This window comes from Peribacillus sp. YIM B13481 (genome assembly GCF_042787985.1).
GTDB classification, from domain to species: Bacteria; Bacillota; Bacilli; order Bacillales; family DSM-1321; genus Peribacillus; species Peribacillus simplex_A.
This window is the reverse complement of sequence record NZ_JBHZPE010000019.1, coordinates 14,343-26,973: the sequence shown is the minus strand read 5'-3', so window position 1 is coordinate 26,973 and position 12,631 is coordinate 14,343. Positions and strand designations below refer to the sequence as shown.

The following is a 12,631-nucleotide window of genomic DNA, read 5'->3' as shown; positions in this document are numbered from 1 at the left end:
AACGATACTATAACATAACTATCCTATAAGGTGACCTCGAGGATGAATCTATTAGACTACTTTATCAGAATTGCCCTTCAACTGCTTCTTGGCAAAATACAGGGCATCTTCTTTCGATTTAAAAAAGTGCTGTTTTTCTATCTTATGATACAAACCAGTGCTGAGTAACAATTCCTTTGGTTGCTGCTGGATTCCGGAAATGATTAATTTCCCCTTATATTTTCCGATTCGATTAACAATCGCCAATAGTGCAGCCTCTGCTGAAGTGTCCATATATGTTACCCGGCGCATGCTTAATACCAACACTTTCGTCTTATTATCCAGGTTCGCCAATATCGATGACTCCAGGACGTCTATCGAACCAAAGAAGAGGGGACCTTCCAAGTTATACACGTTGATCTTTGAATCCGAATTATCAATTGGAACAATCTCAGTGATCTCATGACTTCTTTCCCTAACCTTTAACGTTTGGCTCATTTTTGCAATGAAGGTGATGAATGCAATCGATAAGCCGATTCCCACTCCCATGATTAAATCAGTGAAGACAGTGATGAGGAAGGTGACTAGCAAAACCGTCGTATCCGCCGTCTTCGTTTTCAATACATGAGCGAATTCCTTTCTTTCACTCATATTCCAGGCAACAAACATCAATATGGGCGCCATGCTAGCCAAAGGTATATGCGCTGCATATGGAGAAAGTACTAGCAAAACCAGTAAAACGACAATTCCGTGAATGACTCCGGACATCGGGGAGGCTGCCCCGCTTTTTATATTGGTAGCTGTCCTGGCAATAGCACCTGTTGCCGGTATCCCACCGAAGAATGGAGTCGTGATGTTCGCAATCCCTTGGGCAACCAATTCCTTATTACTATCATGCTTGGTTCCCCCCATATTATCGGCCACTGTAGCTGATAAAATGACTCGACACCGCCCAACAAGGCAATGGTAAAAGCAACGGGAAGGAGGGTGATAATGATCTCCACTGAAAGCTCCGGCACTTGGAATTCAGGAAAACCTTTCGGAATCGCCCCATACGTGGAACCAATTGTAGCCACCTTATCGGGAAGTAAAAAGTAAGCTGCCATTGTGGATATTAGCAGACCCAGGAGCGGTCCTGGCACTCGTGGCAGGAGTCTAGGTGCCAGCAGTATGACGACAAAACATATGATCGCAACAAACACACTATACATATTGATCGTGTCTGCTTTAATCACCAGTTCCTTCATGTTATCCATGAATGCTTCATGTTTTTCCACTTTCATACCAAAGAAGTTGGCAATTTGCCCCGAGAAGATTATTATCGCAATTCCTGTTGTAAATCCAATGATTACTGGACGGGGAATGAACTTCATCAAATTGCCTAACTTAAGAAGACCCATCAAGACTAATATCATTCCCGCTAAAATTCCGGCAATTAGCAGACTTTCATACCCATATTGCATAACGATTCCAAATAATAAAGGAACAAACGCCCCGGTTGGTCCTCCAATTTGATACTTGGAGCCACCCAAAATCGATATGAGAATTCCAGCTATGATGGTCGTATATAACCCGTATATCGGTTCGACGCCTGAAGCAATTGAAAAAGCCAATCCTAAAGGAATGGCTATAACACCTACAACCAATCCTGCCGTTACGTCTTTTTGAAAACCCTTCATGTTATATCCTTGAAATCTAGAATCTTTTATCATCTTTTTCAAACTCACATCCTTATTCGTTTTTTAAGATTGGAATCTACCATCATCAGGAAAAATGACATTCTTTCATTTTAGAGGGAGTTACACGATCGAAAATAAATTAACTATTGTAGAGGATACTATCCTTTCAACGGGACTGATTCGTTCACTACAAGCATGCGGGGGGCCTTTCCAAAACTAAGGAATAATCGTCATATGCACTCTCCTTTTGTAAGGTTATTTGACATGGTTCTTGCCACGCTCCAACATTATACAGTAAAACGTAAAACTGTACATTGTTAGTAACGTTAACATTTGTTTACAACTTTTTGCATCTTTTTACATTTACATTACAATCCGGGACCATACTTCCAGTCTGGTAAATTTGAAGCCGGAGATTTAGACTAGGAATCAGGAGGTTTGACCTTTCGACTAATTCCCCATTCAGCTCATGGTGTAGTTTTGAAACTAATTTGGATCAAATTAAGACCAGGAACCTTGATTAATGAACAATAGAAAGAGCATGTTTGAAAAGGTTGCTCAAACATGCTCTTACCTTAGTCCGACTAAATGATGCATTCAATCATTACCTTATAAATAAGAAAACCTCTTGATTGAAATCAAGAGGTTTTCTTTTTATTTACAGCTCTTCCCCTCTCGTCTCGATAATATGCTTATACCAATGAAACGACAGCTTCTTTTTTCGTTTTAACTGATCATGATGATCCACGTAAATAAATCCGTATTGCTTCTTATACCCGTTTAACCAACTTAATAGATCAATGACAGACCATGCATAATACCCTTTTATATGGATGCCTTCTTTGATTGCACGCTTAATCACTTTTAAGTGTTCCTCAATATATTTAATACGGGGAACATCCACTATTTCACCGGGAGCCAACCTTTTATCCCGATCAACTTTTCCCAAAGCGGATCTGGAATGACCAGTTCATCCTGATCTTTTTTTGAGAGGGTAGTCCGTATTTCCGCTTCTTTTCCAGACCTGATTTTTTCAATCCAATGCGGTTCCATAAGAAGTTCACGGCCTAGGGCGATAAAAGGGACACCCGTTTCCATGGCTTCTGCAACTTCATCGGGTGTATGCAGTGAACCTACACCGACCACCGGGATACGATTACCTACTTTATCGAAAATTTTAACGATGCGCGACTTTGTCCTATCACTCTCACGGAATGAGCCATTCCAGAAGTGACCTACCGATATATGTAGATAATCCAGGTTTTGATTCGCTAATCTATCAACGAATTGGATCGTATCATCTAAAGTGATTCCAGGATTGCTGCCTTCTTCAGGAGAAAGGCGGTAGCCAATTATAAACGGCTTTTCTGCATGATCGGCAACCGTTCTCTCGACTTCATTCACAATGGTAAGCGGGAAAATCAATCGTTTTCCCAATGTTCCGCCCCATTTATCTGTACGGCGGTTCGAGTGTGGCGAGAAGAATTGTTGAAGCAAGTAAGTATTGGCACCATGGATTTCCACACCATCGAAACCTGCTTCGATGGCCCTTCTTGTTGCTTCGCCAAATGCCTTAATAACGTCTTGTATTTCATCTTCATTCATTTCCCGCGGTACAGGTGCTTCCTCGCTGGAAGCAATGGCACTTGCAGAAACAGGTTGGTTATCAGGCAATAATTCCGGAGGACTTTGCCGGCCTCCATGATATATTTGCAATATCGCTTTTGACCCATTAGACTGAATCGTTTCCGCTAATTTTCTCAAAGATGGGATAAATGAATCGTCATCTGCACTAAATTGACCTGGGAATCCCTTTCCTCCGGCAGATACATAGGCACATGCCGTGACCACCGCACCTACACCAGCCGAGCGTTCAGCGTAATAGGCCAGTTCATCATCGGTTACAACACCTTGATCATCCGAAGAATAAGTGGTCATAGGAGCCATCATGATACGATTTTTCACTTCTACCCCTGATGGAAATTTATATGGTTGAAAGATCTTTTCGTATTTTTGGTTCATGCCAAATCCTCCCCCTTAATCTTAATCGTGATGATGTCCGTGCGGCTCTTTTGAAGGGTTCGTGATTTCAAAGCCTTCTTCAGGTACATAAAAATATTTAATCCAGACGCCATCCAGAAATTCCTCACGTGAATCAAGCAAGATATCGATATCTTTATCTGTTTTGACGATTTCATCATGCTCTGCCGGTGTATCTAGTTTCATCTCATAATGGGCATGATCGCCATGCATATGCGTGATATATACACGAATCATTTTCCCTTCGGCTTCATCAGTGCCCAGCATTTTTTGTAAGACCTTTGCTGCATTACGATTAATTTTGCAATTCATGTCCATTCCTCCAACAATAAAAATTTCCATGTACTAAATTCTACCCAATTATGGGGCAACAGTAACATCCATTTATATCCTTCCTGCTTGGACATGTCCAATTAAGTGCTTATAATCGGTCTGAAGGAAAGACGACGCCAATTTGCTTTCTTGCTTCATCCATGATTTCCATAGTCAACAGTGAATTAGAATATGAATTTATATCGGACTCCATTTTCCCCTGCTGTATCAATTCAACAAATTCTTTCGCTTCATAATACATGGTAGGCATATCCTGTTTAGCCGAAATGCTTTCAGTTGTTCCATCCCGATACTGGATATCCACCGCTTGCGGTCCTGAAATTTTCTGAATGAGGATGCTTCCAAGTTCACCTTGAATTTCCGATGGCAAATTGGATTCGGTAATCTTCGAAAACATGACGACCGCCTCCATTTCATCATAGGAAAGCAAGATCGTGCCCTGTCCATCAACTCCTGATTCAAGCATCGTTCCTGACGCCTGCACCTTATTTGGTTTACCGAATAGTACAACAAGTGGATAGAGGACATAAATACCTAAATCCATTAAAGAACCATTAGAGAATTCAGGATTGAATGCATTCAGCACAGTGCCTTGTTTATACGAATCATAGCGAGATGAATATTGACAAAAGCTTCCCGAAAAACGTCGTATTTTCCCGATTTTATCCAGATTCGCCTTTATACTTTCGAAATTCGGCATGATGGTCGATTTCATCGCTTCCATCAATAGCACTTCATTTTGTTTTGCAGCTTCAATCATTTCCATTACTTCTGCCGCATTTGAGGCCATTGGTTTTTCACATAATACATGTTTTTTATTTTGTAAAAACAACACGGCTTGCCTGCAATGATGAGAGTTAGGGCTGGCAATATATACAGCATCGATCTCATCGCTGGCCGCCATTTCTTCTAAATTTGTAAAAATCGTATGTACATCGTATTTATTGGCAAATTCCTTGGCTTTCGCTTCTGTACGTGAATACACGGCGGTTAAAGATAAATCCGCTACATGCTTTACAGCCTCCAAAAATCGTTCCGTGATCCAATTTGTACCTATTACCCCTATTCGTATCAACAGCCTATCCCCTTTCAAACTAACTTATCATGTCCTCAATATACAGACATTTCCTTGAAAAACAAAGAATAATGAACACTGGCAACCGTTTAAATTGGATTTTTCAGGCAATATTCGTTTATAATTTTCCTATATAATCACTGCCATGATGTTTCTACATACTCCCTAAACGGGAAAGAAAACTTAAAAGGAGCGTGTGAAGTTTATGACAGATTTAATGAAAAACAAAGTTGCCATCATTACCGGTGGAGGATCTGGAATTGGCCGCGGTGCAGCACTTAAACTTGCTGAAAACGGCGCGAACATCATCTTTTTTGACCGTACAGTCGAAAATGCCGAAAAGGTGAAGGAAGAAGTGGAAAACCTGGGCAGAGAGGCTTTAATCATTAAAACGGATGTTTCCAAGGCTGAGCAAGTTGAACATGCCTACAAGGCCGCCTATGACCATTTTGGCAAAATTGATTTTGTATTTGCAAACGCAGGCATAAACGGAGTGATAGCCCCTATTGAAGATATAAAGCCAGAAGATTGGGATCAGACACATACCATCAACCTCAAAGGCACCTTTCTCACCATCAAATACGCCATTCCCTATATGAAGGAAACGGGTGGCAGCATCGTAATTAATAGCTCCATCAACGGAAACCGCTATTTCAAGAATTTTGGATTTTCCGCCTATAGCTCATCCAAAGCTGGTCAAGTCGCTTTTGGTAAAATGGCTGCACTCGAATTGGCAAAATATAAAATCAGGGTGAACACCATTTGTCCCGGCTCCATCGATACGAACATTCACGATAACACTTTCCCGGAAGATGAAAACTTAAAAAAAATCAGGATTCCCATAGAATATCCGCAAGGTTCTCAGCCCCTGGCGAAGAAAGCGGGGACTACCGAACAAGCTGGTGATCTCGTATTGTTTCTAGCATCAGACATGTCCTCCCATATTACGGGCACGGAAGTTTATATCGATGGTGCAGAATCACTATTATAATTCATACTTCCCCCTCGGATATTCCATTAAAAGGGAAAAGCTGAAATCCCATATTAGGATTTCAGCTTTCAGACTGTAGCGTTGATTTCCACTCCAGGCACTCGCTTTCCGCGGGCGGTCCGGGAGCCTCCTCGGCTTGCGCCTGCGGGGTCTCCCCTAGACGCGCTTTTCCCGCAGGAGTCTCGCGCCTTCCGCTCCAATCAACTTTGTTATAAAATTTAGATAAAATCTCTTTTGCCTACAGTCTTTTTTGTTTTAATATTTCTGCAAACATGACTATGTTTACGATGAACATTTTGATTATTACCTTTGCCCATCGGGCGAGATTTTAAAGTACTCAACAACGAATTACGAGGGCTATCGCGAGACAAAACACCAAAACACATTTGTGTGACATGTCCATTTTTATCAAAGTGACCGAAAGTAATGACCATCAAAAAGTAGTGACATGTCATATCTGGCAAGATTATATGAAAGAAGCCGATCATCTGCGTCATCATCAAGATGTAAAACCTATCTATGCGGAGCGTGTTTTCGCAGATGCAAAAGAAAAGCATGGCATGCGTTGGATTACTTTAAGGGGACTTAAAAAATTGTCGATGCAGGCGATGCTCACTTTCACTGCCATGAATGTAAAGAAGATGGCCAATTGGACATGGCAAGGTCCCTAACATAGGGGGCTCATAGAGACCCAATTCCTTAATATTGAGCAAAATTCAAAGGGAATTTCAAAAGGGGTTCGGAATGTTTTAATTCCGAATCCCTTTTGTCTACAAACTGAAAGCTGAAATCCCACATCAGGATTTCAGCTTTTCTTTTAAAGCAACTCGCCTTAACCCGCGACGGGCAAGGAGTAAATAAGCCCACATGGCGATGACATGACAACTTACCATCACAATCCCCATTGGCAAGGGTGACTCACCTGAACCTAGTCCCACCAAGGGAGCCATTAGTGATCCTAATATGAAAGGAAGCAAGCCAATTAAAGCCGAAGCACTGCCTGCTGTTTTTTTCTGATTTTGCATCGCTAAAGAAAAACTCGTTGTACCGACAATACCGACGCTGGAGACGGAGAGGAATAAAGCGGCCAAGATTCCTGCCAGCCCAATTTCGAGAAGGACTGAGGCAAGAAGTAATATTCCCCCAAACAAAGCTAGACATAATCCCATTTGAAGCAGTTTTTCTTCTTTAACCTTCCCTGCCAGCTTCCCGGCAACTTGTGAAGCGATGATGATCCCAATTCCGTTTATTGCAAAAATCAGACTGAAGGTCTGTGGGGAAACGCCATAAATGTTCTGGAGAACAAAAGGTGATCCGGAGATATAAGCGAACATTGCGGCACTTATGAATCCTTGTGCAAAAGCATAGCCCATAAACACCCTATCCTTCAATAAATTCCCAAACGTCTTGATTGTATCGTTTATCCCACCAGCACTCCTGAGATTAGGCGATAAAGTTTCCTTTATCCCAAAAAATGCAGCCGCAACCATAATGATACTTAATACTGAAATGACAATGAAAACTCCCCGCCAAGAAGTGAACTGCAAAAGTTGACCGCCAAAAACCGGAGCCAATATCGGTGCCGCCCCATTCACCAGCATTAACATGGAGAAGAACTTGGTCAAATCCGTTCCTGAAAAAAGGTCACGAACTATGGCCCTTGAAATGACAATGCCTCCCGCTCCCGCAATACCTTGGATAAAACGTAATAATAAAAGCAATTCAATGGTTGGAGCAAAAGCGCATAACAGAGATGTAATGCAATAAATGGATAAAGATATGATTAACGGTGAACGCCTTCCTTTTGCATCACTTAGCGGCCCTAAATAAATTTGGCCCAAAGCCAATCCTAACAAGCAGGCAGTCAAGCTCAGCTGCGCTAATGACGTACTGCTTTTCAGATCCTCTGCCAGTGTGGGGAGACCCGGTAAATACATATCAAGTGAGAGTGGTCCGATGGCTGCAAAAGACCCTAGCATAAGAGCCATCAACAGCCTTTTGGATTTAGTCATTTCGTTGCCTGATGATATCGTTTCCTTCATTTCAATCATTATTACCCCTATCCCTTTCAACTAATTGTTTTTCCTAAATAAAACTCGACTTTCTTTATTTTACAAAAGACCGGAACAATTTACGATAAGTATGCTTCAATTGAAAGGGATTCTTCCTTTCGGCACTCAGTTAAGCACAGGTGCATCAAAACTCCGAAATCTTCTAAAAAGGACAAATCATATATCAGGAAATATCATTTGAGAATACGACGAAGTAAAGAAAAACTATTAAAGGTCCAACATTCCCCATAAAAAAATGACCCCATTTCGGAGTCATTCAGACTATAGCCAAACTTGGAGAAAAGTCTGAGAGTAAAAAACGGTGAAACCAATCCGAACCCCATTTTAGCTTCATTTTCCTTTATTCAACAATACTAAATTACGGGGAGAATCACCAGATAATCCTTCCTTCAAGTTTTGTACAGCAAGAGTTGCCATTTTTAATCTTGTGGCAATACTTGCACTCCCGATATGGGGTAATGTAACCACATTGGGCAATGTAAGCAGAGGGTGATCCAACGGAACGGGTTCTTCTTCAAATACATCCAGTCCAGCCGCCCAAATCTCCTGATTTTTCAGCGCCTGATATAACGCGTTTTCATCAATTATCCCGCCTCTTGCGGTATTAATGAGCACAGCCGTCCCTTTCATTAATCCCAGCTGCTCCTTGCCGATCATATAAGCGGTTTCCGGTGTGAGCGGCAGCATGACACAAACGAAATCCGAGATTTGGAGCAATTTTTCAAGGGGCTGATATTCGATTCCCAATTCTTTTTCCTTTTCATACTTTCGACTACGATTAAAATAAACTAAGTTCATATCAAATCCCTTTGCTCTTTTTGCAAGGGCTTCACCAATCCTCCCTAACCCGATGATACCAAGCGTCGCACCGTTTACATCTTGTCCGGTCAGCTGCATTGGCGACCACGTTTCCCATCTCCCACTCCTTAAATAATCTTCTGCCTCCATCAACCTCCTTGCCGTTGCAAGGAGCAAGCCGAAGGTTAAATCGGCTGTCGTTTCCGTTAAGACCCCCGGTGTGTTCGTTACCATGATGCCCCGTTTAGTTGCACTTTGAACATCAATATTATTATGGCCTACTGCCATATTCGCGATGATTTTCAGATTAGCCGCCTTTTCAATCAGTGACTCGTCGATTTGTTCCGTCAACAAGCAAAGCAGCCCCTCTACTTCTTGCATTTCTTGTTCAAGGACTTCTCTAGGGACCGGTATATCCTCTTGGTCCCACATCCTGACATCATAATTCCCACTAAGACCATCGATGATTTGTTCCGGCAATTTCCTTGTAATATAAATTTTAGGCTTCAAACCATAACCCCCCATACCGTTTTTTTATTCATGGAGACACACTTGCTTCATTCGTCATGCATTCAGTTTTCATTTCATATGAGACTTCAAAAAAATTAATTATTATATTGGCTAAGTAACCAGATTGTTTATTCAATTTTAAAATAAACTAGATAATTAGACCATTCATTTCCAATCATTCTTACTATTAAAATATTGTTTATCTGAAAGCTTCCGCTTGACAGTTTTATTTCATTCAACTAATCATAAATAATAACCCTATAATTCTATTCTTACTTTATTTAGTAATGTCGCAATTTTTCAGATGAAGTTTATCTCGATTTAGGAGGATATGAGACGTTCATGAAAAATAATAAAATTTATCCAATTATAGCTCCAAGCGCTTTATCTTTAAAAAGTATAAACTTTTATTTAGTCAAACAGGATGAATCTTTAACATTAGTCGATGCTGGTATGAATGATGACGTTTGCTGGAATGCACTGCAGCAAACCTTAAAGGAAAATGGATTTACCGTTGGGGATATCACGGGAATTTTATTAACCCATCATCATGGGGACCATGTTGGCTTGGTCAACCGGATTACTGAACTCCATCCTATACCAGTCTATGCCCATTCTAAATCCGTTCCCCGTCTAAAACGGGACCCTGACTTCTTAAATATGAGAATAGAATTTTATAAGCAGCTTTATCTTGAGATGGGCTGTGGCGAACTTGGAGATAAACAAGTAGCATACCTTTTCAACGCGGTCGACAATAATAAAGATCAAAAACTGAATTGTGACATCATCGCAATCACAGGAAAACAATGGCTGAATTTTGAAGTGATCGAATTTCCCGGGCATGCCCCGGATCAAATTGCTTTTCTTGACCAAAAAGGGAAACTGCTTCTTTCCGGTGATTTATTGATTGAACATATTTCAAGTAACGCCTTGATCGAACCTGATGAAAACGGCAATAGGATGCTGACTCTTGTCGATCATATCGACTCATTAAAGCGATGTTTAGCATTACAGGTGAATCTCCTCTTACCAGGTCATGGCAACATCATGGAACAACCTGGTCCATTGATTGAAAAAAGACTCAATAGCATTGAGAGAAAGTCACAAAAAATCCTGGCCTTAATAGAATCTGGAATTTCTACAGGAAATGAACTGGCAAAGGAATTTTACAAACAAAAGTATACATCAGAATTCCCGCTCGTCATGTCAGAAATCATCGGCCATTTGGATTACTTGGAATATCAGGGGAAGGTCAAGAAACAACTTATCGAATATGTAGTTCATTATCAAACTAAGTGACAATCAATAAGGCTGAATAGATATTATCCCCACTGTCCCCTCAGTGAGGATTTTACTATGTCTAGAAAAAATAACAGCTTCTTGAAAGTTAAAGATTCAAGCAGTTCAAGGTTATCTAAATGGTATGGATACCGTCGGATGAAAATTGCGCTGCGTGGTAAACTGTCATTTTGGATTGAATTTTTCTTTTCACATTTATAGGCCTTTTTAGGTGTTTTTAATAATCTAACAGGAAAAAGAAGAGAAAACGAAGAATTTTTCTGAATATTGGATATTTTCGAAAAAGGATAATGGATGTGAAAAAGAAACTTTTTAAGGTTTTAAGTTCAACAGTAATAGCAGCAGCATTACTTGGCCCTAATGTCAGCTTTGCTGAACGAGGACCAAACCCGACAGGTGGAACGAATCTTTCTACTGAAGCATTCCTTAATTATGACGAGCTTGTAAAAAAATTAAATCAACTTGAGCAAGTGAGTAAAGGGAAAGTAAAAGTAGAAGTGGCTGGACAAACAAATCAGGGGCGTTCCATTCACAAGGTAACGGTCGGTCATGGTGACAAAGTCGTTCTTATTCAAAGTGAAATTCACGGAAATGAAAAAACAGGAACTGTTGCGTTATTGAACATTCTTGAAAACCTTGGTCAAAGCAACTCGCCTGAGGTAAAGAAAATGCTTGATGAATTAACAATCGTTGCTATTCCAATGATGAACGTAGACGCCTCAGAGCTTGATCGCCGTGGAAATGAGATGACATGGTCAGAGGTTGTAGGGAAATTCCCACAACTTTCAAATGTGAAACCCGCTTGGAACTATTACACGATTCCCAGATCTGGAGACGACTATGCTAGCAAACCGGGATTTGATGTTAATCGTGACTTTAATCCAAACCTTAACTATGTACCAAAGCCTCAAGACTTCCCGGGGGCATCTGAAAAGCCGGGCTGGTTTATTACACCTGAATCGCAAACGGTACGTGACATATATAAAGGGTTAAAATCGAAATTTGGTAAAGTGGATGTTTTTATCGACCTTCATCACCAAGGGTTCCCATATATCGAAGGAACTGATGATCGTGTAACAATGTCAATATCCGGAAAATTCGTTGCCAACCCAAGCACTCCTGCAGGGGCTAAATATGCAGAGTATGCAGATAATTTTAAATATGATTTCTCCCGTCAGTTGACACTTACTGCGTATAACGCACTACAAGCAAAAGGGAATTCCGTGTTTACAAATATTTCATTGTACGATCAATCTATCGACCTGCCAGGTACTGCTTTAGGAACGTTTGCTTTAAACGGAAGTGGTACGGTTCTATTTGAAGTAAGTGGACAAACACAAAACTTTGGGCAAAAAAAGAAAGGCCAGCTAGTAAAAACGGTTGAAACTGGTCTAATGGGTATTATCAATGGTGTAACAGATGGATCGGTTCATAATCTTAATCCATCAGACTATGAAAATATTCCTGAAAGTTCATCTACACCGGGATTCTAATCACGTTGAAACTTAATTTTAAAGGCGGCTATCTCAATAGATAAATTGATATTATCCCCTCTAAGTGGACAGTGTAAAAAACGTTCATTCTTGGAGAGGGATTTTATTATGCCTAGAAAAAATAACGCTACTCTTGGAGTTAAAGATTCAAGCAGTTCAAAGTTTTCTAGATGGTATGGATGTCCTCGGGTGAAAATTGCATTGCGATCGAGGCTTTTTCGTCATTCACAAAAAAGTATATGCTTAATGTGGGAATTACAAGTACAGTCCATTATTAGAAGGGAAACCGCGTTTCTTTAAAGGCGAATACTCTAGAACCTATCCACATTTGAACGAAAATTTCAGAATAGAGCCCACTGAAG

10 protein-coding genes and 3 pseudogenes are annotated in these 12,631 nt (G+C 40.6%); 5 read left to right on the top strand and 8 right to left on the bottom strand.

What is annotated here, in order from left to right:
* Window positions 1-51: 51 nt before the first annotated feature.
* From ACFX4X_RS12875 to ACFX4X_RS12850, 6 genes and pseudogenes are all read right to left on the bottom strand, one after another.
* Window positions 52-477 carry an STAS domain-containing protein gene (locus ACFX4X_RS12875; protein ID WP_377384005.1) on the bottom strand — a complete coding sequence of 142 codons (426 nt, stop codon included), beginning with the start codon at window positions 475-477 and terminating at the stop codon, window positions 52-54.
* 141 nt (window positions 478-618) lie between these two features.
* Window positions 619-1,658, bottom strand: a pseudogene (locus tag ACFX4X_RS12870) (SulP family inorganic anion transporter); the annotation flags it as partial.
* A 658-nt stretch (window positions 1,659-2,316) separates the two neighbouring features.
* Window positions 2,317-2,571: pseudogene (locus ACFX4X_RS12865) on the bottom strand (family 1 glycosylhydrolase); the annotation flags it as partial.
* Window positions 2,562-3,680, bottom strand: coding sequence for an NADH-dependent flavin oxidoreductase (locus ACFX4X_RS12860; protein WP_377383925.1), 1,119 nt, complete (start codon window positions 3,678-3,680; stop codon window positions 2,562-2,564). The pseudogene ACFX4X_RS12865 and the gene ACFX4X_RS12860, both read right to left, overlap by 10 nt.
* Before the next feature lie 21 nt (window positions 3,681-3,701).
* Window positions 3,702-4,010, bottom strand: coding sequence for an iron-sulfur cluster assembly accessory protein (locus ACFX4X_RS12855; RefSeq protein WP_284471421.1), 309 nt, complete (start codon window positions 4,008-4,010; stop codon window positions 3,702-3,704).
* A 109-nt stretch (window positions 4,011-4,119) separates the two neighbouring features.
* Window positions 4,120-5,106, bottom strand: coding sequence for a Gfo/Idh/MocA family protein (locus ACFX4X_RS12850; RefSeq protein ID WP_377383923.1), 987 nt, complete (start codon window positions 5,104-5,106; stop codon window positions 4,120-4,122).
* Window positions 5,107-5,311: 205 nt separating this feature from the next.
* Here ACFX4X_RS12850 and ACFX4X_RS12845 point away from each other — a divergent pair, with 205 nt between their 5' ends.
* Window positions 5,312-6,097: an SDR family oxidoreductase gene (locus ACFX4X_RS12845; RefSeq protein ID WP_284471423.1), complete on the top strand. Its 786-nt coding sequence runs from the start codon at window positions 5,312-5,314 to the stop codon at window positions 6,095-6,097.
* Window positions 6,098-6,356: 259 nt separating this feature from the next.
* A pseudogene (locus tag ACFX4X_RS12840) lies at window positions 6,357-6,768 on the top strand (transposase); the annotation flags it as partial.
* Between the two features lie 126 nt (window positions 6,769-6,894).
* Here the strand turns inward: ACFX4X_RS12840 and ACFX4X_RS12835 are convergent.
* Both ACFX4X_RS12835 and ACFX4X_RS12830 read right to left on the bottom strand, forming a co-directional pair.
* Window positions 6,895-8,148, bottom strand: coding sequence for a multidrug effflux MFS transporter (locus ACFX4X_RS12835; RefSeq protein ID WP_377383920.1), 1,254 nt, complete (start codon window positions 8,146-8,148; stop codon window positions 6,895-6,897).
* Between the two features lie 351 nt (window positions 8,149-8,499).
* Entirely contained in the window at window positions 8,500-9,477 is a 978-nt protein-coding gene (locus tag ACFX4X_RS12830) for a 2-hydroxyacid dehydrogenase (RefSeq protein WP_176432063.1), read from the bottom strand.
* Window positions 9,478-9,819: 342 nt separating this feature from the next.
* Here ACFX4X_RS12830 and ACFX4X_RS12825 point away from each other — a divergent pair, with 342 nt between their 5' ends.
* The 3 genes from ACFX4X_RS12825 (at window position 9,820) to ACFX4X_RS12815 (ending at window position 12,269) form a co-directional block, all read left to right on the top strand.
* Entirely contained in the window at window positions 9,820-10,776 is a 957-nt protein-coding gene (locus ACFX4X_RS12825) for an MBL fold metallo-hydrolase (protein WP_284471425.1), read from the top strand.
* A 57-nt stretch (window positions 10,777-10,833) separates the two neighbouring features.
* A complete protein-coding gene (locus ACFX4X_RS12820; protein WP_284471426.1) occupies window positions 10,834-10,977 on the top strand; it encodes a hypothetical protein in 144 nt (47 codons plus the stop codon).
* Between the two features lie 89 nt (window positions 10,978-11,066).
* Window positions 11,067-12,269: a M14 family zinc carboxypeptidase gene (locus ACFX4X_RS12815; protein ID WP_377383915.1), complete on the top strand. Its 1,203-nt coding sequence runs from the start codon at window positions 11,067-11,069 to the stop codon at window positions 12,267-12,269.
* The last annotated feature ends 362 nt before the right edge of the window (window positions 12,270-12,631 follow it).